This is a genomic window from Lactovum odontotermitis (assembly GCF_054658595.1).
Genome location: NZ_BAAGGQ010000001.1, coordinates 1 through 22,956, shown reverse-complemented (window position 1 = coordinate 22,956; position 22,956 = coordinate 1). Strand labels below are relative to the sequence as shown.

Annotated in this window: 19 protein-coding genes; 16 read left to right on the top strand and 3 right to left on the bottom strand. The window is 38.7% G+C overall.

Translation table 11 applies throughout. The features are described 5' to 3' along the window. Window positions 1-93 precede the first annotated feature (93 nt). The gene (locus ACYQ2E_RS00095) at window positions 94-5,196 is read left to right on the top strand and encodes an accessory Sec-dependent LPXTG-anchored adhesin (RefSeq protein WP_460016009.1); all 5,103 of its coding nucleotides are present in this window, start codon (window positions 94-96) and stop codon (window positions 5,194-5,196) included. A gap of 111 nt (window positions 5,197-5,307) precedes the next feature. Here ACYQ2E_RS00095 and ACYQ2E_RS00090 read toward each other — a convergent pair whose 3' ends face one another. After that, window positions 5,308-6,420, bottom strand: a complete 1,113-nt coding sequence (locus ACYQ2E_RS00090) for a hypothetical protein (RefSeq protein WP_460016008.1) — start codon at window positions 6,418-6,420, stop codon at window positions 5,308-5,310. A gap of 148 nt (window positions 6,421-6,568) precedes the next feature. Here ACYQ2E_RS00090 and dprA point away from each other — a divergent pair, with 148 nt between their 5' ends. After that, window positions 6,569-7,426 (top strand): DNA-processing protein DprA, encoded by an 858-nt coding sequence (gene dprA, locus ACYQ2E_RS00085; protein WP_460016268.1) that lies wholly within the window; start codon window positions 6,569-6,571, stop codon window positions 7,424-7,426. Between the two features lie 35 nt (window positions 7,427-7,461). Beyond that, window positions 7,462-8,382: a phosphodiester glycosidase family protein gene (locus ACYQ2E_RS00080; protein ID WP_460016007.1), complete on the top strand. Its 921-nt coding sequence runs from the start codon at window positions 7,462-7,464 to the stop codon at window positions 8,380-8,382. A gap of 52 nt (window positions 8,383-8,434) precedes the next feature. Here the strand turns inward: ACYQ2E_RS00080 and ACYQ2E_RS00075 are convergent, their stop codons facing one another. Both ACYQ2E_RS00075 and ACYQ2E_RS00070 read right to left on the bottom strand, forming a co-directional pair. Beyond that, the gene (locus tag ACYQ2E_RS00075) at window positions 8,435-9,388 is read right to left on the bottom strand and encodes an LCP family protein (RefSeq protein WP_460016006.1); all 954 of its coding nucleotides are present in this window, start codon (window positions 9,386-9,388) and stop codon (window positions 8,435-8,437) included. A 317-nt stretch (window positions 9,389-9,705) separates the two neighbouring features. Then, window positions 9,706-10,011 carry a hypothetical protein gene (locus ACYQ2E_RS00070; RefSeq protein ID WP_460016005.1) on the bottom strand — a complete coding sequence of 102 codons (306 nt, stop codon included), beginning with the start codon at window positions 10,009-10,011 and terminating at the stop codon, window positions 9,706-9,708. A 58-nt stretch (window positions 10,012-10,069) separates the two neighbouring features. Between ACYQ2E_RS00070 and ACYQ2E_RS00065 the strand changes: the two genes are divergently transcribed. From ACYQ2E_RS00065 to ACYQ2E_RS00005, 13 genes are all read left to right on the top strand, one after another. Then, entirely contained in the window at window positions 10,070-10,621 is a 552-nt protein-coding gene (locus tag ACYQ2E_RS00065; protein ID WP_460016004.1) for a hypothetical protein, read from the top strand. Between the two features lie 227 nt (window positions 10,622-10,848). Continuing rightward, window positions 10,849-11,610 carry a Wzz/FepE/Etk N-terminal domain-containing protein gene (locus tag ACYQ2E_RS00060; RefSeq protein WP_460016003.1) on the top strand — a complete coding sequence of 254 codons (762 nt, stop codon included), beginning with the start codon at window positions 10,849-10,851 and terminating at the stop codon, window positions 11,608-11,610. Beyond that, window positions 11,610-12,323, top strand: coding sequence for a CpsD/CapB family tyrosine-protein kinase (locus ACYQ2E_RS00055; protein WP_460016002.1), 714 nt, complete (start codon window positions 11,610-11,612; stop codon window positions 12,321-12,323). Before ACYQ2E_RS00060 ends, ACYQ2E_RS00055 begins: the two co-directional genes overlap by 1 nt. 37 nt (window positions 12,324-12,360) lie before the next feature. Then, a complete protein-coding gene (locus ACYQ2E_RS00050; protein ID WP_460016001.1) occupies window positions 12,361-13,053 on the top strand; it encodes a sugar transferase in 693 nt (230 codons plus the stop codon). A 2-nt stretch (window positions 13,054-13,055) separates the two neighbouring features. Continuing rightward, window positions 13,056-13,826, top strand: coding sequence for a tyrosine-protein phosphatase (locus tag ACYQ2E_RS00045; protein WP_460016000.1), 771 nt, complete (start codon window positions 13,056-13,058; stop codon window positions 13,824-13,826). A gap of 15 nt (window positions 13,827-13,841) precedes the next feature. After that, complete coding sequence (gene cps2T, locus ACYQ2E_RS00040) at window positions 13,842-14,999, top strand: beta 1-4 rhamnosyltransferase Cps2T (protein ID WP_460015999.1); 1,158 nt, start codon at window positions 13,842-13,844, stop codon at window positions 14,997-14,999. A gap of 2 nt (window positions 15,000-15,001) precedes the next feature. Next, the gene (locus ACYQ2E_RS00035) at window positions 15,002-16,306 is read left to right on the top strand and encodes a glycosyltransferase (protein WP_460015998.1); all 1,305 of its coding nucleotides are present in this window, start codon (window positions 15,002-15,004) and stop codon (window positions 16,304-16,306) included. A 134-nt stretch (window positions 16,307-16,440) separates the two neighbouring features. Next, complete coding sequence (locus ACYQ2E_RS00030; RefSeq protein ID WP_460015997.1) at window positions 16,441-17,640, top strand: EpsG family protein; 1,200 nt, start codon at window positions 16,441-16,443, stop codon at window positions 17,638-17,640. Between the two features lie 43 nt (window positions 17,641-17,683). Continuing rightward, the gene (locus ACYQ2E_RS00025; protein WP_460015996.1) at window positions 17,684-18,673 is read left to right on the top strand and encodes a stealth conserved region 3 domain-containing protein; all 990 of its coding nucleotides are present in this window, start codon (window positions 17,684-17,686) and stop codon (window positions 18,671-18,673) included. After that, complete coding sequence (locus ACYQ2E_RS00020) at window positions 18,633-19,652, top strand: glycosyltransferase (protein WP_460015995.1); 1,020 nt, start codon at window positions 18,633-18,635, stop codon at window positions 19,650-19,652. The genes ACYQ2E_RS00025 and ACYQ2E_RS00020 overlap by 41 nt, the downstream gene beginning before the upstream one ends. Continuing rightward, the gene (locus ACYQ2E_RS00015) at window positions 19,649-20,737 is read left to right on the top strand and encodes a glycosyltransferase family 4 protein (protein WP_460015994.1); all 1,089 of its coding nucleotides are present in this window, start codon (window positions 19,649-19,651) and stop codon (window positions 20,735-20,737) included. Before ACYQ2E_RS00020 ends, ACYQ2E_RS00015 begins: the two co-directional genes overlap by 4 nt. A gap of 76 nt (window positions 20,738-20,813) precedes the next feature. After that, the gene (locus tag ACYQ2E_RS00010; protein WP_460015993.1) at window positions 20,814-22,289 is read left to right on the top strand and encodes a lipopolysaccharide biosynthesis protein; all 1,476 of its coding nucleotides are present in this window, start codon (window positions 20,814-20,816) and stop codon (window positions 22,287-22,289) included. 302 nt (window positions 22,290-22,591) lie between these two features. After that, window positions 22,592-22,852, top strand: a complete 261-nt coding sequence (locus ACYQ2E_RS00005) for a hypothetical protein (RefSeq protein ID WP_460015992.1) — start codon at window positions 22,592-22,594, stop codon at window positions 22,850-22,852. Window positions 22,853-22,956: the final 104 nt, after the last annotated feature.

Sequence of the window (22,956 nt, the reverse complement as noted above, 5' to 3'; positions counted from 1 at the left end):
AAATAAGATAATTGTGGACGCTTCAGTGTTCAGAAAAATTTGCCCACTGAGGGAAGAAATGTTATTGACGTTTCACATATATTAGGAGCGTAGATGGAAGAAGATCTCTACGGAGCGAATCTCAAAAAAGGTTATCAGAACGGGACCAGTAAAAACGGTAAGCGTAAAAAGGGTTCTCCAGAGGAGCCCTCTTTGTCGTCCTCTCAATCATCTGCTTTATCGGCAAAGGAACGCTTAAATCGTGTAAATGACCGCTACAAGGCTTTTTCAGAATCTCATTCTGAGTCTGTTAGTTTGTGGGGACGGGACGGATATGACAGGGGTGACGACGTTCCTGAGTCAGAAACGGCAAGGGAGCGGAAACCGAAGAAATCTTCAAGAGTTCACAACCCTCTTCAGCAATTTAATGAATTTATGCCGAATCCTGATTTGGATGACAATGACCCTTTAACAGCATTGCGACATGTGGAGCTAGGAGAAGAAGTGCACGGGCCTGAATTCGAAACTGAAGCGGCTGAAAAAGAAAATTATAAACAGACAGAAACTCAAGAATTGCGCCGTCTGCTCCTGGACGAAACAACTGATTTTGTGTTTGACCATGATGATGAAACAATTTGGGAAAGGGCTGGTCAACAGCCGGAAAACCGTGAAGATTTCGGAAACTTTGAACCCGATACTCTTGATGATGATATCGAATTTGCCGAATTAAAAGTTACACCTCCAGAGACCGAATTTGATGAATTTGAGTCATTAGAGAACTCAGAAAATCTAAAAGTTTTGACTGAACTGTCAGAAAATGACTCTATTTTTGATTCACAAAGTCTTGAGGAAAGTCTGTATGATTCAGAAAGTCTTAAGGAGAGTCTGCAGGAATCAGAAACTGTGCAGAGTTATTCTGAAAATCCGGAAGTTTTATCCGAGCAATCATTGCAGCTTTCAGATTCTGTTTCTTCCAGCCAGTCTTATTCTGCAGGAATATCAGAGATTAAGTCCGCTGAAATTTCTGAGAATTCTGGAATTCAGGAACAGGCTCTTTCTCTTGACTTGTCGAATTCTCTGAAAGCTTCTGCCTCACAATCCGAATCAGCTTCTGTTTCTGAGCAGGAAAGTGAACAGCAGAGCATGAATGCGAATCTTGACCAAAGTACTGAGATGACTTCAGAGGAATTATCCGCCTCGCTTTATGAAAGTGAAATTTCGGCTGTCAATAAGAGTGAATCATTATCAGAGCTTGAATCTCTGGCTGATTCACAATTGGAAAATGATACGAGTTTGACCGCTCATTCACTTTCTTTAAGTAATTTCGGCTCAGTTTCCGCCTCCGCTTCACTCAGTGAATCAGGCTCGCAGCTGGGCTCAGTCTTAGCTTCTGAATCCCAATCTGAGTCCGTGGATAAATGGCAGTCATTACAAGTTTCTATGGTTCAGTCTGAGCAGGCTTCTGTATCTGATTACGCATCGGTCAGTGAATCCGAGCAACTCATGTTTGAAGCTATGGAAAACGAGAGTCTTTCCGAGCAATACTCAGAATCTTTAAGTATCTCTGCGTTTGAGGCTCATACAGTGAACCGCAAAACTTCAGAGTCTCTGTCAGCATCTGGTCTGCAGAGCCTAATCTTTTCGAACAGTGAATCGTTGGACCAGTCTTTATCGGACTTGGCAAACCAGGCTGAAATCAGTTTACAAGTTTCTGAGAGCTTATCAGAGCGGGAGAATGATGTAGAAGTCATTCGGGCATTTGAAGCAGATTCACTTATTGAGCAAAAAAGTTTGCAGGATTCAATTTCAATGTCAGGATTTGAGTCTGACTACTATCAAATGTCATTTATGACCAGCAGATTTGAGTCTGACTCTGAACGGGCAAATTTGGAAACTTCATCTTCACTGTCAGATTCTGCTTTGAATTCTGATATTGAACGTGAAAAAATCGCAGAATCTTATTCAGCTTCTTTGAGCGATTCCTACTCTTTGGCGCATTTTATCAAGCTGTCCGAGAGGCAGTCAGAGGCTGATTCTCAAGCAGTATTAGAATCAATCAGTATTTCTGAGGATAACTCCTTATCGTATTCTATAGGAATTCTTGCCAGTCTCTCCGAATCGGAAAGTTTGATGACGTCTGAAACACTGTCGGACAAACAGTCGTTGAGCGAGTCCAATTTCACATCAGCTGTTGCCAGCGGTTCCTGCTCGATTTCAGATTTCCAGAGTCAGCTTATCAGTGAATCAGTTTTAACTGAATCTTTTGAATTGTCAGAGTCGATGTACCTGTCTTCGTCTGATTCGATTTTAACGGCGGTTTCGCTGCTTGAGTCTGAAAGTATTGTGGAATCATTTTCTATGAGTGAAAGTTTGTCACAAGAGGAAATCTCCGTTGCTTTATCAAATTCACTCTCAACATTAAACAGTACGCTTAAGAGCCAGTCACTGCAAGCTAGCGAGGAAGATTCTGAGGCAAATTCAGAAGAAATAAGTGCTGAAATTCTTTTATCAGAAGCTGAATCACAAGAAATTGAACTGCAGATTTTGAATTCAGAGTTTGAGTCCTCGTCATTACAGGAATCGTTTGAAGTCTCTGCAATTGCTTCTGAAGAAATTAGTCTTTTACAAGAGTCTGAGGAAAATTCAGTAGAAAATTCAGCTAGCTTGAGCAGAGGGATTGAGACAAGTCTCTCACAATCAACTTCAACAGAAATTTATATTGAGAATTCCTTAAGCTTATTAAAATCAGAATCAGAACATGAGTCACAATTTTTCAGTGAGCAGAAGAGCGAAGAATTGTCACTTTCTACGGAGAATTCTTTAGAGACAAGTACGATTGATTCAGAAATGGATTCAGAGTCCATGTTCGTTTCAGAAATTGAAAGTGATTCAGCTTCAGAGTCTGAGAGCATGAGTATCAGCGGCTCAGACAGTTTATTTGAGCAAATTTCTCTAGAAAAATCAGAATCCGAGAGTCGAAGCATCAGTGAATCAGACAGTTTGTCCGAGCAAAATTCTCTAGAAGAATCAGAGTCTGAGAGTATGAGTATCAGCAGCTCAGACAGTTTGTCCGCGCAGATTTCTCTAGAAGAATCAGAGTCTGAAAGTACAAGTATCAGTGACTCAGACAGTTTATCCGAGCAAAATTCTCTGGAAGAATCAGAGTCCGAGAGTACAAGTATCAGCGCTTCAGACAGTTTATCCGAGCAAAATTCTCTGGAAGAATCAGAGTCCGAGAGTACAAGTATCAGTGACTCAGACAGTTTATCCGAGCAAAATTCTCTGGAAGAATCAGAGTCTGAAAGTACAAGTATCAGTGACTCAGACAGTGTGTCAGAGAGTCAGCTATTGAGCGAAGAACTTGAGAGCGAATCTTTACAGCAGTCACTCGAAGCATCCGAGTCTGATTCCTTGGAAGTCTCTGAAAGCTTGAGTCAGAGTGAGTTTTCAGCCAGCGAGTCAATGCGGGATTCAGCAGAAATGTCTGACAGCGAGTCAGTGTCTAGCAGTGAAAGTACTTCACTTGAACAGTCGGAATTTGAATCTACTGAGCAATCCGAGTCTGAATCTGAGTCATTGCAGGAATCAGAGAGTCTGTCTGATTTTGAGCGTGAAACCAGTGAATCTTTATCCGGCTCAGAGTCGCAGGAACTCTCTGAATCTATGTCTATCAGTGATTCTGAAAGCTTCTCAATATCAATTTCCGAGTCAGACTCAATCAGAGATAGTTTAAGTGAATCGGACTCATTGATGATTTTCGAATCAATTTCATCGTCCGACAGCGAGCTGCAAAGCCTGTCTGCTTCAGAGTCTGAGTCCGAATCTGAGATGCAGCATTCGCTAGAAACTTCATTGGAAATTTCGCTGTCCGAAGAATCACAGAGCGCCTCCGAGTCGTTAAGTCAAGCGGAAGAGGAGTTTGAAAGTCTTGAGACCTCAGCCTCGGATTTGGAAAGTGAACAACTCTCTGAATTTGAATCAGAGTCAGTGTCTATTTCAGACAGCTTGTCTGAATCAGCTTCATTGCTTGAAAGTGAAACTTTGAGCGAGTCTGCTTCGCTTGCCTTATCGGAGGAGATACAGCTGTCACTTTCGGATTCGGAATCTGAAAGCTTGTCGGAACAGCTTTCCTTAGAGAATTCAGAAATGGTTTCCGAGTCAGAAAGCCTGTCCGAGCAGAACTCTTTAGAGGAATCAGAGTCAGAGAGTGAAAGCATCAGTGACTCTGACAGCTTATCCGAGAGCCAGTCACTCTCAAACAGTCAGGAAGACAGTGAGAGCTTGTCGGATCAGGAATCTTTGGAATCACAAATTATTGTAGAATCTGAACAGTTGTCATTAGAAATCTCATCCTTTTCGTTTTCTGAGGTCGAGTCAACTGAATTATCCGAGCTGCAAAGCGAAGAATTTTCAAATAGTTTAAGCGAATCAGAATCTTATCAGTCATTTTCATCCTCAGAGTCAGAAAGCCGTTATCAGAGCCGCTCTGAATCAGTAAAAGCTTCTCTGGATGACCAGTCACTGGAAGAATCGATGCATGTCTCTATGATTTCAGAGTCTGCGAGTGAGTCTGAATCGTATGAGGTTTCGGTATCTGAGCAATTCAGTGCAGAAGTTTCAGACAGTTTGTCGGAGAGCCTGTTTGAGTCAAATCAGCAATCAGAAGAAGAGTCAGCTTCTGATTCTGAATTCATGTCCCTTTCCCTTAAAACAAGCGAATCTGATTCTGAATCGCTTTATAGCTCTGAGAGTTTGTCAGAAGGGGATTCTGCAGAATTATCAGATATTATCTCGAATCAGATTTCTCTGTCGCATCTTGAGTCTATCTCAATGTCCCGGCTGGCCTCTGAATCAGTCTCTGTCAGGTCATCCGAATTAGCTTCATTAGAAGATTCATACTCAGATTCAGATTCCCTGGCGATATCAGCAGAGCAGTCTGAGATTTTGTCCGAATCAGCTTTCATCTCTGAGTCAGAATTTCAGTCTATCTCGGCCTCCAATTTTGAGTCTGCCGGCGATTACCTGCTGCAGGTTTCGGAGTCCCTGTCCCTGATGATGAATAGTGAGATTAGTCTGACTCAGCAGAATCTTCATTCCAGTTCCAGCACGACGTCTTCATCTTCATTGTTTGAAGAAACCGGAGCGGATGAACCAGACTCCGACTCAGAAAGTCGGAAGTCTAGACGCGGCTTGTTTGACCGTTTTAGAAGAGAATAAAAAAGCATAAATCTCCAGATTGTAGACGAAAATATAATCTGGAGATTTTTCATTTTCCGTTTTTTATGACATGAAAAAAAGCCCAGTTGGACTTTTTTATGATGCCGAGAGTTAGTCATTTGTAATGACGGGGTCAAAGTTTTTAATGATTGGCTGCTTCACTTCTTTGTCCAGCCAGTTTTCAAAGTCTAAATCGAGTTTGCTGGGATTTTCGTTCAACTCGGCAGAGCTTGAGTAATAGTTGATGTCATTACGGCTGGCCTGGGTTAAAGACATGTTTTCACTTTCATCTCTATATTTACGGCTGTCAAAAAATGAAGTTTCTGCTTGAGCTGCAGACTTTGTCTGATTCAGTGTTTCATCAATGTTTGATTTGGGCAGCACGGCTCCGTCGTCAACATATTGATTCTCCATAGATTTAAGCTTGGCGTTCCATAGATTATATTCGCGGTTGGCCAGAAGATTTTCCAGCTCTTCATTATTATGACGGATTAGCTTGTCAAAGTCTATATTATTTGCTTCAGGGAGAACATCGCCGGCGGCAGAATCGACTTGCACTGGGGATATTTGCCCCGTGTTCTCAGCAATATTGGCAGATACTGGTGAAGCTTCTTTTAAGTCTGTTAAGCCAGTTAAGCCAGTTTTACTCTGTTTTAAAGCTTCTACAATTTTCTGCGCAGAATTCGACAGATTGGAAAATTCGTCCTGTAATCCGGTCACTTTCACCTGGATTGTCTCTTGACGCAAGTGAGAGGAGTTCAGCTTGCGCTGAAGAAGCAGCAAATCTGATTCTATCCGCTTCAGCTTGTTTTCTTTTGATGAAATGTAAAGTGCGAGTGTGTGCGGCTGTGCTAAAGAAGCCGGAGTGATACCAGCCGGCAGATTTTCAAGCGTGTGTTCTCCATTAAAGTTCCCGGAAGAGAGCTCTTTTAGCTCATGCTGGAGATTATCTCTTTCACTTTGCAATGTCTCAGTATTTCGTCTGAGCTTGGCAGTGGAAGACTTAATATCATTCAAAACATTTCCAAAAGAATTTAAGTGCTCACTCACCATATTCATTTGAGTGGAAAGTTCAGGAACTTTTGACAAAAGCAGCTGGATATTTTCGCCGTCTTTCGGGCGATTAGCAGCTAAAACTTGAATCTCCGAAACCAGCTGTTTCGTCTCAGGTTTTTCGAGGATGTTTTCAAAAAAATTAGAGGTATTTTCGTTTATATTTGACATAATTACTTAAATTTATTATATTACATTTCCCTTTCATATGCAATTTTATGAATTTTATGAAACAAAATCAGAATTTTTACGTATAAATAGTTAAGGGGGAAATTTACACAGATTTCTCCCAAATATAATAATGATGAGGCATGAAATGTTGACAAACTTTGAAATTTATCGCTATAAGTCCGCAGGAATCAGTAATTTGGGAATTTTGAAACTGGTAAAGTTTTACCACCAGCATCCGAAAGTCAGAAAATTGAATTTGCGCCAGACAGGACAGATTACAGAGACACGTTCTCTAGCAGACTTCATTGAGCGCTATAAGAGCCAGGAAATCAAAGAAATCAAGAGGAAATATCAAAAGTTTCCCAGCATATCGATTTTAGATGAAGATTATCCGGAAAACCTACGGCAAATCTATAATCCGCCTGCTATACTGTTTTATAAAGGAAACATAGATTTACTCAAATACCCGAAGATTGCATTTGTCGGCTCAAGAGACTGTGATATTACCGGAGTCAAATCGGTTGAAAAGCTCATCAAAGGATTAGGACAAAATTTTGTCATTGTCTCAGGCTTAGCCAGAGGAATTGATACAGCCAGTCATATAGCGGCAGTAAAAAAGAATATCGCAACAATTGCGGTCATCGGAACTGGACTCAATGTCTATTATCCCAAAGAAAATCGCTCACTGCAGGAACATTTGATGGAAAAACAGTTAGTCTTAACAGAGTACGGAGCAGGTGAAAGGGCTCTAAAATTTCATTTTCCAGAGCGGAATCGGATTATTGCCGGACTCAGCCGCGGCGTTGTTGTGGCAGAAGCAAAAATGAGGTCGGGCAGCCTGATAACAGCCGAACGCGCGATAGAAGAAGGGCGTGACGTTTTTGCTATCCCGGGCAGCATCAGCGACGGAAAGTCTGACGGCTGCAATCACCTGATACAGGAGGGAGCAAAACTGGTCACCAATGCTCAGGATATTCTCGAAGAGTATCATTTAAATCTGAATTAGTTGTATAACAGTAATTTTTTTGTTACAATGTGGCAATGAGAAAGAATGGAATCAGGCATTATCAGAAGAAACGCTCGAAACTTGTTCCAGTGCTGCTGACAGCTCTGATTGTTGTGATACTGGCAGCTGTTGTTTTTGTGCTGGTGACAAAACAGACCAAAGGAAGCAAAAAGACAGAGACAACGACGTCGCTGTCTGCAAAGGACCCGACCAAGACAACGTCCAGTAATGGTTATGAACCCAGCAGTTCGATACCCGTTGCTTCCGGGACAGCAGAGCTGACAGAAGATACTGGAGGCGCTCAGTGGGTTCAAGTCAAGTCAGCCACTCAGACGACAAAATTCACCGACCTTTCAAACGGCAGCATTAAAATTATAAAAGCCAACAATCCGCAAGTTCTAAAGACGGCAGTGTCAACTACAACTCCGGCGGTTCTGATGGCGGATGTCGTAGCCCGCTTTCCAAACACTGCCATCATGAATGCTTCGGGCTTTGACATGAACACGGGCTTTGTTGCAAGCTTTCAGATAAATAACGGACAACTCTTCAGAGACTGGAGCAGCAGCACCGAAACAACATTTGTCATTAATAAAGACGGCACCTGTGCTGCCTATGATTCCTCAACACCGGCCAGTGAAATCCTTCAAAAAGGTGCAGCCATGAGCTTTAGCTTTGGCGGTATCATAATGAAAGACGGCGCGATAGTTCCAAGCGACGGCTCATTCGACTGGAAAAAGCATTCGCTGATTGGAAATGACAAGGATAACAACATTTATTTAATCGTGACCGATACAAATTATGGCTATGATGGTCTGCTGCAGGCAATATCAGGATTCAACATGCAGAACCTGGTCTTAATGGACGGCGGCGGCTCCAGCCAGTTGACCTTAAATGGTGAAACACTCTTTCCGAGTGAAGACAATCGGGCTGTTCCGGATTATATTGTATTGAAGTAAAAAAAGAAAAGCGGCCAGCTGAGCCGTTTTTCTTTTTGGATTTTTTACATTATTAGTTCAAAGTCTGTAAAAATTGGGCTTTGACAGTGTCAAGTTCAGTCTGAGGGATAACTTGAGTGCCGCTTTCGTCAGCAGTGGTAGAATGTACATTCATTTTATTGAGAGACAGGGAATTGCGATAGTCTAAAGCAACTTTGACGAAATCAGAGAAACTCAAATCAGTTTGCAGATTGTCAGAAATAGAGTTGAGAATCTTTTGATAATTCTGCAGCGTAGGCGTTTTCCTGATATTTTCGAAAACAGCCATGGCCACATTACGGCGGCGGTCTGCCATCGCAGTCGTATCAGAAGCATCAATCAGCGATAAATAAGCTTTAACCTGCTCATTCGTTGACAATTTCAAACTTCCCTGGTCAAACTTAAACCCGCCCGCAGTAAAAGCTTTAGGATTTTGAATGCTAATACCACCCGTTGCCTCAACAAAATCGCCCAAACCATCAAGATTGAATACAATCACCTTGTTGAAGGTCAAACCGAGCAGCGCCTGCATTTTATCCTGCAAAGCCGTGCCGCCGCCGGACTGATAGGTTTGAAGAATCGTTGAGCCGTCCGGCAGAACTTTGACTGGATCAATGTTTACGACCGTCGTCTTTTTCGTATTTGGATTTACCGAAGCCGCCAATGCTGCAGCCACGACCTTTTTTCCATCAACCGAAGAAGTCCCGATAATAAGAGTTGAGAAAGGAGTCGTCTTTGACAAAGTAACCGGTGCGGTCTTAAACTCTGATGTCTGAGTTTGAGAAATCGCATTCCGCGCGTCAAAATAGACTTTTCCGACCGCAGCACCAGCGGCCAGAATCAGCAATATAAGAATTCCTAAGAAAATTTTTAAGCCGCGATGCTTTTTTTTATGCTTCCGTCTTTTTTTTACTTTGATACGCCGGCGGTTACTGTTAGTCCGGGAATAGGCAGAATGTCCATTCTCAGTTTCTTCATCTGAGTACATAAATAACCTCAATCTAAAAGCTGTTTTTAAAATTATACCATGATTTTCGGATTTTTGGGAAAATGTTCGGGGTTATTTTTTCTTTTCTTGTACAGAAAGTCTACTCTGAAAAATAAAGCTGCTTAATAATGAAGATTTTCGCGGCGAAATTTCATCGAAAGGAACGCTGTATTTTGACCAACTTCTATTAACGGTTGAAATGACGAAGATATTGGAAAGTAATGCCAGTGTTTGATTAAATTTCGGCAGAACTGGCTGAATATCGAATATAGCCTGATGATGAGAATAAACAAGGTGAAAAAGTTTATTCACTGCTGTCACTTTTCATTTATCGGAAAACTTAAATTTTCACGCACTATCACATTACGCTTGACAAATATGCGGGAGAGGAGGTATAATACAACAATAGCAGTTTCTGTATACTTAAGATTTGCGAGAGACTCTGCTTCAAGGAGTATATTACTTTTTTCGGCCGTTTTTTTCATGGAAACACGAAAAAAACGAACTGGGCTTTGAAGTCTGCTGTCGTCGAAATGAGAAAGGGGTGAGACTAAAATAGAGATAAATTCTAATAAAGGCTGGTTGAGACGTCGGGCCGATAAATCAGATAACTCGTATTCCATTTCAAATTCCCCCGGGACAATCGGAAGTCTGATCCGCACGATCACTCAGCGCGGATATGTGGAAAATGAAAATGATCTTTTTGAGAATCTTGGTAGCGAATCTGCGCGGATTAAATTCGGTACAAGAATTGAGATATCTGTATTTGCTGATGAGAAAAGGGTGTTAGTTGCTTATCAGGCACCGAACTGGAAAGTGACAAGTATCATGGGCGGAGAGAGCCACACACTCTATCATGGATCTAAACTGCCCTTTGCTAAAAATCTGACGATTCCCGATGCCGATAGACTTGAAAAATTAACGCGTACGGAGAATGAAAAACTCCAGGATGAGGTTATATCTAAAGGCTATGAGCTGGTAATGAATGGCTGGTCAGACTGGTCGGACTTTCTGTATACCGGCGGCTTTGTAAAAGTGGGGCAGGAAAAAGAAGAGATTTTTATTTGTTATCACAATCTCGGAAATGGTAATGATAACAAACGATGGGGCGCAAATAGCGGAAGATGGGAAGTGAAAATCTCTGCAAAAAAAACTGTATACTTTAACAAACTTCCCACAGCTGAAGAAATTGCAAAAATATTGAAAGTGAGTCACAAGGGAGAAAATGAATAATGCGTGATTAATAGGATTTTAAAAGCGAAACAGGATGATAGCCGATGGATATATTTTTATGTAATGGTATTTTGATACTTGGTGTGACGAATTATTTGTAACTTAAGATTACGATTACAAATTCTAAGAATCTCAATTTTTTCTTTCTTTACTTTAGAAAAATTGATTATATTATGTTATAATGATTAGTACTGATTAGATGTCTATTTTAGAAAAAAGGAATGAAAATGAACGAAGTTGAAGAAAATTCAATAAATATCCGAGAATTATTCGGTATACTCCGAAAGCGGATTAAGCTCATTGTTTTTTTTGTTGTTTTAACAACTGCAATCGGTGCTGCTTATACATTTTTTGTTGCAAAGCCGGTTTATCAGGCTTCAACGCAATTGGTTGTTAAGCTGCCGGAGACAGACACTGGGAACGGGACAAACGTTGGTGCTGCATCAGGTAATGTTCTGCTGGTTAATACAATTAATCAATTCATTGTCAGCTCATTTGTTTTAGAGCAGGTTCAAAAAAATCTTAACTTGAACGAAAGTGTCGAAGCGCTTCAGCAAAGTGTCACGGCTTCGAGTGCGACGAATTCATTTTTTATCAATATCAATGTTCAAAATCAAAATGCTAATTTAGCTAAAAAAATTGTGGATGAGATTGCAAATGTGATTAGTAAAGATGCACCGGAGCGAATGAATGTTGCAAATGTCAATGCTTTACCATCTGCCTCGGACCCATTGCAAGTGGGCCCAAATAAAAAGTTGTATCTAGTTGTATCTCTTTTGGCTGGTTTTTTGATTGGTTGTGGCTTAGCTCTACTCTTTGAACTCATGGATAACACAATCAACTCAGAAGAAGATATGGAACGGATTCTAGGCAAACCGCTGCTCGGTATCGTCCCTCTTATTGAGGGGAGTAATAGTATAGGGAGTGGAACGACTTTGGCATCGAAGTCTTCGGGTAGAAATGGTAAAAATAATAGGAGGAGAAGATAATGGCAAAAAAAAGTCAGAAAAATGTTGCTTCGTCTGCTAATAATTGGAAAAACCATGTAATCATGGATCCGAGTTCGATTGTTGCAGAGCGTTATCGTACGCTTCGTACAAATATTGAATTTTCATCTCGTGATCATGAAATCCGTAGTATACTGGTTGCTTCTGCGGGTCCTGGAGAGGGAAAGACGACGACAGCGGCGAATCTTGCGGTTGTTTATGCACAGACGGGGCGCAATACGCTCTATCTTGACTGTGATTTGCGCAGTCCGACGGGGCAGCGCGCATTTAACGTGCCGAATGCTGCTGGGATGACAAATATTCTGACGGGGAAAAACACAGCCAGTCAAGTGGTTCAAAAAGTGGAAGCTATTCCTCATCTTTATGTTATTACTTCCGGACCTATCCCGCCAAACCCGTCAGAGCTGCTTGGCTCGGGCAATATGGCGGAAATCATGCAGACGCTTTATGGAATCTTTGATAACATCATTATTGATTCGCCGCCGATTCTTACGGTGACAGATGGTCAAGTTATTAGCCGTTATGTTGATGGCGTGCTGGTTGTTGCGCGCAGCAAGAAGACGGATAAGCGTGCACTTTTGAAAGCCCGGAAACTTCTGGAACAAGTTCATGCGAATATCATCGGTTCAGTCATGAACTCAATTGAAACTGAAGAAAGTGATTATTACTACTCCTATTACTACGCAGAGGAATAAAAAGAATGAAAAGGATCGAATTACTGTTATGGAAAAGATGACGCCAGATCGTCCGCAATCACATAATCCATATATTCAGCGTCTCCTAGATGAAAATCTAGTTGAAGTACGCCCGCTCTCGCGCTGGCAGATTTTCATCAAACGTATGATGGATATTATTGGTTCCTTAGTCGGTTTACTTTTTTGCTTAGTTTTTGTGATTGTTCTTTTCATTCCATACAAGCTCGGAAAAAATCGCGGCCCGATGTTTTATAAACAGAAACGTTATGGCCAATTTGGTAAAACCTTCCAGATTTATAAATTCCGTACCATGATTGTAGGCGCTGAGGATTTACTTTTAAGTGATCCGGAGCTTTTTGAGCGATATCAGGAAAACGGAAATAAATTAGAAGATGATCCTCGTGTGACGCGTCTCGGACGTTTTCTGCGGAAATTCTCTATTGACGAGCTGCCGCAGTTTTTCAATGTTTTCATTGGCGAGATGGCACTAATCGGCCCGCGTCCAATCTTAGAGATTGAATTAGGTGAATACGGCGACCGACTGCCTTATCTGGAAATCGCTCGGCCGGGATTGTCGGGCTATTGGACGACCCATGGGCGCAATAAGGTTTGTTTTCCGGAACGGGCGGATATGGAACTTGAATATCTGCGACTCCGCTGTATTCGCTATGATTTATATCTGTTATGGGAAACTGTGGTTCAAATTTTTGTAAGTAGGGAGACATACTAATCATGCGTAATATTATCGATTTGCATTGCCATCTCTTACCCGGAATAGACGATGGACCGACTGAGCCCGGCTTGACGCTTGAGATGCTGAAAAAGTTTGCTCAGGAAGGCGTGACAAGGATCAATGCCACGCCGCACTTTGACCCGACCTTTCATACGACGCCGCAGACCGTCTTTGAACGTGTGAATCTTGTGAATCAACTTTGCCGCGATTATCATCTGCCGATAAAGATTTTTCCCTCAATGGAAGTACATATTTTCGGCGAGCTGATTGAAGCCTTGGAAGGCGGTCATCTTCTGACGGTCGCCAATCGCACCCGCTATATGCTGCTTGAGTTTGACTCAAATGATGTCCCGCTTTATGCGGAAAGTCTGATTTATCAGATGCAGCTGAATGGGGTTACACCAATCATTGTCCACCCAGAGCGCAATCTTGACATCATGCGTAATCCCGATAAATTACTCAACTTTGTCGAACAAGGTGCACTCACGCAAGTCACGGCTTCCTGCATCACCGGGAACTTCGGCAGCAAGTTCAAAGAGAATGCGGAGATCTTGTTTAAGATGAATCTGGTGCATACGATTGCTTCAGATGCGCACAATGTCACCAGCCGTTCTTCGAAAATGGCGCGTGCCTTTGAAGTTATCGCTGACAGGTACGGTCAAAGGCTGGCCGATAGGCTGAATCAGAACGCTTTGGCGATTATTAACGATCAGACGGTGGTGATTGAGGAGCCGCGGGAGCTGAAAAAGAAAGTTTTTGGCTTGTTTTAGAGAAAGGAAATGTTATTGGTAACTGAAAAGCATGTATTTATTATAGGCTCCAAGGGCATCCCTGCAAAATACGGCGGTTTTGAAACTTTCGTTGAAGAATTAACCAAAGGGCGGGTGAATCCTAATCTTCATTATCATGTAGCTTGTCTTGCTGAAGAAAAAAAAGAAAATTTTTTCTACAATCAGGCGGATTGTTTTACAATCAAAAAACAGCCGCTCGGTCCAGCTAATGCCATTTTTTATGACCTTAGCGCATTGAAATATTCGCTCAGGCAGATTGAGAAAAATCATTATGAAAATGCAATTATTTATATCCTGGCTTGTCGAATCGGACCTTTCATCGGTCGATATCGGACAAAAATGAAAAAACTCGGCATCACGCTCATGGTGAATCCGGATGGTCATGAATGGCTGAGGGCGAAATGGAGTGCTCCTGTCAAAAAATATTGGAAATACTCTGAAAAACTGATGGTTAAGCATGCAGACCTGCTGATTTGCGATAGTAAGAATATTGAAAAATATATTCAAGATTCTTACAAACAATATCAGCCGAAAACGGCCTATATTGCTTATGGTGCGGATATGACGCCAAGCCGGCTTTCAGATGATGATGAAAAATTAATTCAATGGTATCAGGAAAATGGGGTCGCTCCAGATGATTATTATCTGGTTGTTGGACGTTTCGTCCCAGAAAACAATTACGAGACAATGATGCGCGAGTTTATGGCGTCAGATTCAAAAAAAGATTTTGTTTTAATCACGAATGTTGAGAAAAACAAGTTTTACGAAAAACTGCGTCAAGCCACAGGATTTGATAAAGATCCGCGGGTCAAATTTGTCGGAACGGTCTATGACCGGGAACTTCTTAAGAAAATTCGTGAAAATGCATTTGCTTATTTCCATGGTCATGAGGTTGGCGGAACGAATCCGAGTTTGATTGAGGCTCTGGGCTCAACTAAGTTAAATCTTCTGCTGGATGTCGGTTTCAATCGGGAAGTGGCAGAAGAAGGGGCTTTGTATTGGACGAAGAAGAGGGGGGATTTTTCTGGTTTGATTAATAATGTGGAGTTTGGAAATTATTCTGAGTTGGAAGCGAAAGCGAAAAGTAGAGTGCAACAGTATTTTTCTTGGAAATATATCGTGACTGAGTACGAGAAAGTGTTTGAAGAATAAATATGCGCATTTTACACTATGGTTTAGGATACCCTCCGGAAAGAACTGGCGGATTGATTCAATATGTGATGGATCTGCTGAGCGAGCAAGTGAATCAGAAGCACGAGGTCGCATATCTTTTTCCTGGCAGGTTAGATTTTTTTAATTCATCTGTCAGAATAAAACAAAATGTTCCCAGAATTGATGGAGTGGCTTCCTTTGAAATCATTAATTCTTTACCTTTAGCAGTTTTTGGGGGAATTAAAGAACCAGAAAAGTTTTTAAGAAGCGTTGACTGCTCAGTATACGAAAATTTACTAAACGAATTTAAACCTGACATCATTCATATTCATTCACTGATGGGAATCCATAAAGAATTTTTTGAAGCAGCTTCTGAAAAGAGGATAAAAATAGTCTATACAACACATGATTATTTCGGATTGTCTCCTAACCCAACATTTTACTTCAATAATAAATCCTGGGACAAAGAAAATACTTTGAATTATTGGTTGAATGTTAGCCAAGGAGCAATGTCAACGAAAAAGCTCAAAGTTGTTCAGTTATCTTTTTATGCAAAATTAAGAGACAAGATAAAAAAATTTAAAAGAAGTTCGTTTCAAAAAGAAAGCTATTATTTTCTGAAAAACAATGAGGACTTTTCAAGTGAAACAAGAAAAGATTTTAAAGATTTGAGAGAATATTATCAAAGCATTTTCAATTTAATAAACGTTTTTCATTTCAGCAGCAATACAGCTAAGCAAGTATTCGAGAGAAATATATCAAAGCCTATTAGCGGTGAAGTCATTAATATCACCAATTCAACAATTTTAGGTGGGAAAAGGCAAATTGTGTTAGATATGAGTAAAATTAAAAAGATTACCTATATTGGTCAGTACGCTAGCTTTAAGGGATTTTATGATTTTATTGTGTTAGCTGAAAACTGCGCAGATAAGAGCATGCAGTTTGAAATATATGGCGAGAATATTGATGTTCCTTTACCAGCGAATGTAGTAAATAAAAAAAGATTCTCTTCAGGTGGGAGGGATAAAGTTTTTAAAAATCTTCAATTGCTGATAATTCCTAGCAGGTGGAAAGAAACATTTGGATTTTTAGAGTTAGAAGCATTATCATATCAGTGTCCTGTCTTTGTTAGTGACAATGTCGGTTCCAAAGAATTAATTCCTGAATCTTTTGTTTTTGAGGAGGGAAAGCTAGTTACTTTTGTTAATAATGCAATAGCTCTAACTAAAAAAGGGACTTTTGAGGTTAGACTGCCTACCTTCCAAGAGCATGCATTCGCTTTAAATAAATTATATGAAAAAGCCTGAGCAAGGGATTTTAAAACTCAAATAACATAGAAGTAATCCAGATTATTTTCAGTTATTGATTGTTGAGATCCTATGATGGAATTATTTAGATAAACTTTTTATCTATAAAAATTGTTGAAGAAAGGGTAGTATTAGTGGTATATGCAGGTTCAATCTTTTTATCTTTAGTATTATTTGGCTTTGCTTCAAAAATACTTAAAAAAGGAGTGCTTTTTCACTTTTTTTCTTTACTTGCTCTTTTGCCTCCCGTAATTGTAGCTGGTATTCGAGATTTGACAGTTGGAGTTGATTTAACTTCGTATGTAATTCCGCATCTTGGATTTGCAGGGACATTTTCAAATTACGTAGATTTTAATAACTTTATGTACAGCTTTAGTACCTATTATTTCTCAATGTTTGGAGCTGTTTATCATACAGAATTCGGATATAATTGCCTAGTATTTTTTGTTTCTCGATTTACAAGTGACCCGCATTGGCTGATGTTCGTAATTCAACTTCTAATCTCGTATTTTGTGTTTGTAAGCGCAAAAAAGATTTCTAAAAAATATCAGGTTTCTGTAACAAGTTGCATGTTTATTTATTATACAGGTTTCTATATAATTGGAATAAATTTAATGAGGCAATCCATCTCAATGTCACTTTTGCTTTTAGCGATTGTGTATTTACTTGAGAAAAATTATATAGGATATTTTATATTTCAATTTTTTGCTTACTCTTTTCATACAATAGCATTGATGGGAGTACTTATTTTCCTAATAGTTTTTATCATCCGACGTAAGCCAAATGTCAATTATTCACTTCTTCTATTTTTCGCCACCTTTTTAACGGTTTTCTCCCTTGCTTTTGGAAGAGTCACTTTTTCTTTGCTATATAGTATTGCAAGTTATATGCCTTTCTTATCAACACATCTAGGTTCTTTTAGCGGAGGAGGAGGTAGCAATGTTATTTTGCGGCGCATGCTGGTGTATCTCATTTTTGGATTTAGTTTTCTTTTTACGCTTTATCTGTCTAGAGACCATAAAAGTCTCTACGCTCAAACTGAGGATGGGATGATACAATTGCTTTCGCTTTCCGCGGTATTAACTGCTATTAGTCTTCCAATATTGTCCACGGTGACATATCAATCAACAATATTTAGAACTGGATTTGTTTTAGAGTTTATATTAATTATTGCTATGCCGCTTACGCTAAAGTTATTTCCTGTTAGTGAAAGAAAAACTATAAGGTTTATAGGCGGGCTCCTAGGAGTAATTGTATTTTGTTATTTTCTGTATTCAAGGTATGCAGACACCTCTCCGTATACTTCTCAAATTTTGGAAAACTTTTTAAGATGAGAACATGAATAATAGAATTATATAGTTTTAAGGAGTTAAAATTTTGTTTATAGATTTTGTAATTACATGGGTGGACAGTGCAGATATAAAGTGGATAAATAAGTACAATCATTTTTATTCAGACACCTTTTCAGAAATGAATGGCGAAAAGAATTTTCGGAATTGGGATATTTTGAAATACTGGTTTAGAGCAGTTGAAGAGAATGCGCCGTGGGTACATAAAATTTTTTTTGTAACAGAAGGACATTTACCACAATGGCTGGATACTAATAATGAAAAATTAGTAGTAATAAAACATGAAGATTTTATTGATAAAAAATATTTACCAACTTTTAACTCCAATGTTATTGAGCTGAATCTACATAAGATACCAACTTTGAGTCAGCATTTTGTAAGTTTTAATGATGATATGTTCGTTAACGGTTTAGTTGAACCAAAAGATTTTTTTGACGGGAATCTTCCGCGTGACACGGGGGTGTTTAGTCCAATTGTTCCTACACCCGGCGGAATTGTCAATATTGTCCTAAATGATGTCACGCTTATAAATAAACATTTCGATTTGCGCTCAGTTTTGAAAAAAAATTGGAGGAAATATTTTAAGCTATTTTATGGAAGAGAGTTAATGAAAAATATCCTTGTGTTACCGTGGAAGCCCATTTTAGGTTTTTACGATAACCACACTCCGATATCGTACAACAAAGATATTTATACTGAAGTTTATGACAGGGAGAAGAAAATGTTTGAAAAAACGTTCTCGCATAGATTTAGGACTCCGGAGGATATTTCTCATTGGTTAGTAAGATATTGGCAACTGTGTTCAGGGAACTTTTCTCCACGCAAGGCCTCTTTTGGAAAATACTATTCTTTAGGAAGTGAAAGTGAATCATTGATACAGGATTTGAAATATCAGAAACATAAATTAATATGCCTAAATGATTCAGAAGTCAAAAGTGAAGAGTATGTTCCAATCCACCAAGAAATAGGAAAGGCATTTGAAGAAAGATATGGTAAAAAAAGCAGTTTTGAAAAATGATGTGTCAGTGTCAGTGTTATTGGCAACTTATAACTCTTTTAGTACTTATGATAATAAAGATTATCTAGAACAGCAGCTTAATTCAATCATTCAACAGAGTGAATTGCCAAATGAAATAATTTTTCTTGATGATTGTTCCAGTGATTCTACACAATCATATGTTAATGAGTTTATTAGTAATAATAAGACCAGCATTAAGATGAGGCAAATAGTTCAACGAGAAAATGTTGGTTATGTCAGCAATTTTCTTACCGGGATTAGAGAAAATAAAAATGATATTATTATTTTCTGTGATCAGGATGATTTGTGGAATATCAATAGAGTTTCTGAAATTAAAAGATTTTTTCGCGAAAACCCTAATATGCTAGCTTTACACAGCGATTTTGATGTTATTGACGAGAATAATACCGTTATTCTTAAAAACGTTCAAGGCTATGATAAAAAATTGGAGAAGCTGACTTTAGAAAAATTTGTTAAAAAAGTTGCCTATGCCGGCATGGCATTAGCATTCAGAAGTAAGGGAATGTCAGAGGAAATACTTACTATTTCAGAAAAGTACAACATCCCTACTCATGATCAAATAATTTGTTGTCTTGCCACAATCCATGAAGGTTTTTATACCACGAATTTAAAGTTTTCTGAAAGAAGGTTTACAGGTCATAATGTTGGATTAGGTTCAGTGAGCAAGCACTACGGATCAGTAAATGTGAAGAATCGAATTAATGGAATAAAAAAATATCAGTTAACTTATGAACACATCGGTGAATACCTGGCTCTGATGAATTCCAGTGATGAAATCGACTTGTGCAAGTACAAAAAGAATGCTGATATTAGGTTAGTTTACCTGAAAAAGAATTCTATAACAAAATGGTTATTAAATTTAAAAAATATAAGATTATATCCTTCTAATAAAGCGTATTTTGGCGACTTGGTTGTCATATTGAAAGATAAACTAAGTATTTGGAGGAACGAGAAGTGATTAATTTACAAGAGAAGAAAAGAGTGAACTTTATATTACCTGAGAATTGGGATGTGCCAATTGGTGGGTATAAAGTTGTTTACGATTATGCCAATTACCTTTCAACACATGGCTATAAAGTCGCAATTACTTTTTTAGATCGAACAATCTTAAAACCTTCCAAGTATGCGATTGTTAATTTAAGTAAAAGATTATTTAGACGTGTTCATCCCTCAAGGGAAGTAACTTGGGCTCAATTAGATCCTAGTATTCAACTTTTTTCTGAAGTTTCAAATCCGAGAAAGATTATTGATTCTGATTTTGTATTTGCTACTGCCGCAACAACAGCAAACTTTGTACAAAGCCTAACATCTGAAAAAGGAAAAAAGTATTATTTCATTCAAAATTATGAAGCTGAAGCTTACGGCCGTTCACAGAAAGCACTTGAAGATACGTATAAACTTGGATTTAATAATATTGTGATCTCAAAAAGTTTGGAGAAAATTGTTTCGCAAGTAAGTGGTAAAAATGCTTCTTTTCTTCCTAATTTTTACGATGAAAAAAATTTTTGGTTAGAAGAGAGTATTGAGAAAAGGGAGAACGTTATCTCTCTGCTTAGCCACTTTCAACTGTCAAAAAGAACAAAATTCGGGCTTGAGATCATTGCAGAAGTTAAAAAAGTGATTCCTGACTTACAAGTGGAACTTTTTGGGGCTTCTAAATACGAGGAAGAACTTCCTAATTATGTTCATTTTACTTATAGAGCTGATGTTGAACAGCTTAGGAAGGAAATTTATGGCCAATCGAAAGTTTATTTGATGCCTACTGTCCTTGAGGGGTGGGGCTTAACTGGAATGGAAGCTCAGGCATCTGGAGCTGTTCTGCTTGCTAGTAGAATTGACGGAATTACAATGTATGCTACCCCTTCAAATAGTGTGTTAGTGGAGCCAGATAATAAGCAAGCTTTTGTTGATGCTCTCATACGATTGTTACAGGATGATGCGGAGCGTATAAAACTAGGAAAACAAGCACTGCGAGATTTGAAAAGATTTAGTTTAGAAAGCTCAGGAAAAAAATTGGTTGAAATACTAAGAGGTGACAAGTAAATTGAGCGGGGATTCTAGAACAAGGTTTACACTAATTAATTCTGGTGTCGGTTTTATAGCACAAATGATACAGCTTATGATGAAATTTGTTTCGCGAGCTGCGTTTTTGCATTATTTAGGAGTGGAATTACTTGGGCTAAATAGTCTCTTCACGAACTTATTAGGTTATCTCAATTTTGCTGAACTTGGAATTGGTTTTGCCATCACTTATTCTTTGTATCGCCCCTTGGCGGAGAAAGATGAAGAACAAGTTTCCGCAATTATGACACTTTACAAAAAATTATACCGGGGGATTGCTCTGTTTGTGCTTGTAGCGGGTATAATTCTTTCCTTTTTTGTGAAAGATTTGATTAAGGGGGGCGCTGGAAATTTATCAATTAATATCCAATTGGCCTTCATTTTAGCGGTTATCAATCTTTCCTTTTCTTATTTTGTCACTTATAAACGAACGTTGATAACAGCAGATCAGCGTGATTATTTAAATCAGATTAATTTAGCTGGTTTTAATATTGCGGGACAAATTCTTCAAATCATTTTGTTAGTTTTTACTAGAAATTTTTATCTTTATTTACTGATTCAAGCAATTGTAACCTTACTTTCAAATATTAGAATTAATCATGTTTCTAATAAGATGTATCCTTATTTGAAGCAGAAGTCCAAGGGAAAAATCAAGCCCGAAACAATCGGTTATCTTAAAAAAAATGTGGTTGGTATGATTTCCTCAAAAGTCGGTGGAATTGTTGTTAATAGTACTGATAATTTGGTTTTGTCCATCTTTGTCGGATTAGAGTCAGTGGCTTTGTATGCAAATTACTTGGTTTTGTTAACAGGAGTGACAACTCTTTTGACTCAGGTTCTTTCTTCTGCAACCGCGTCAATTGGTAATCTTAAAGAGTCGGGAACGACAGAAGCACATAAAATAAATACTTTTTACAAATATTTCTCAATATGTAGCTTATTCTCAATTGTCTGTGCAGTTGGTTTTTCAACTTTTTCTTCATCTTTCATCAGGATTTGGCTAGGGAAAAATATGATATACAGTTCCCTCCCCTTATTTTTTATTTCTTTTAATTTTCTTTTACAAACTTTGAGAGTAAGTATTATTAATTATACAAACGCTTATGGTCTTTATTGGGAAGAAAGGTGGAAACCAGTTGCTGAATCGATTATTAATTTGCTTATCTCAGTTTCTTTAGTCTATTTCTTCAAATTAGACGTGATAGGTGTGCTGATTGGTACAATCTCAAGTAACTTATTTGTCAATTTTTTATGGGAAATCTATGTCGTAGTAAAACTCGGCTTGAAATCAAACTTGAAAGCTGCTTATTTACTTTATGGAAGCTATATATTTTCAGGAGTTGTGGGGATAATTGTTGGAATAAGCTTAAATGCCAAGTTCAATGCTGCAAATGGTTTGGTAATGGGAATTCTGCTGAGTCTCCTAGCAATTCTCATCTCGCTGATTCTTGTTTATTTTGTTAATACTGCATTCTATCCCCAATTTGCGGAGAGGATAAATCTTAAAACAATCATTTTAAGAAAAAAGCGATGATAAAAAATATTTTGCATATGTTAGTGATGGGGTGGGATTACAGGATGTATTGGAAATTTCAGTTTGCACTAAAATGTTCTTGTAAAAGAAACTTAAACAATCTTTTTTATTAATATTTATTAAAAGAATGGAGAGGCGTGTGAATGGATGTGCATTGCCCGTTTTCGGGATGGGACCGGTATTTGAAACTCCTCCAATTCTTCCACATGATTTGAACGGAATTTTAATTCGAACGAATACAATGGCTGGAAAAGGGGGGGGGGCGTATTTATCAGCAAGTTACGCATGGTCGACGACATCCTTTGATAAAGGAAGATTACACTATAATCGGAAATAATGTCTGTATTTGTGCGGCTGCTAAGGTTCTTGTCCCTATTACAATCGGTGGTAATGTTTTGATTGGAGCAAACGCAGTCGTTACAATTGATGTCCCGAGTAACTCCACTGTTGTCGGATATAACAAAATTCTTCCAGATTGTCCGTTTATAAATGCGGAAGATCAAGGAATTTGGGAATATTTTGTTTCTGGTCTTGGAATCTTGGAATGTTTGTTTTTTGAGTAACAAACTTCAAAAAATGGAAAAAATCTATCTTGGTCTATAATCAAGGGGGAAAAATTTAAAAAAATCTCCATAAGTTGCTGGAGGCAACTTATGGAGATTTTTTT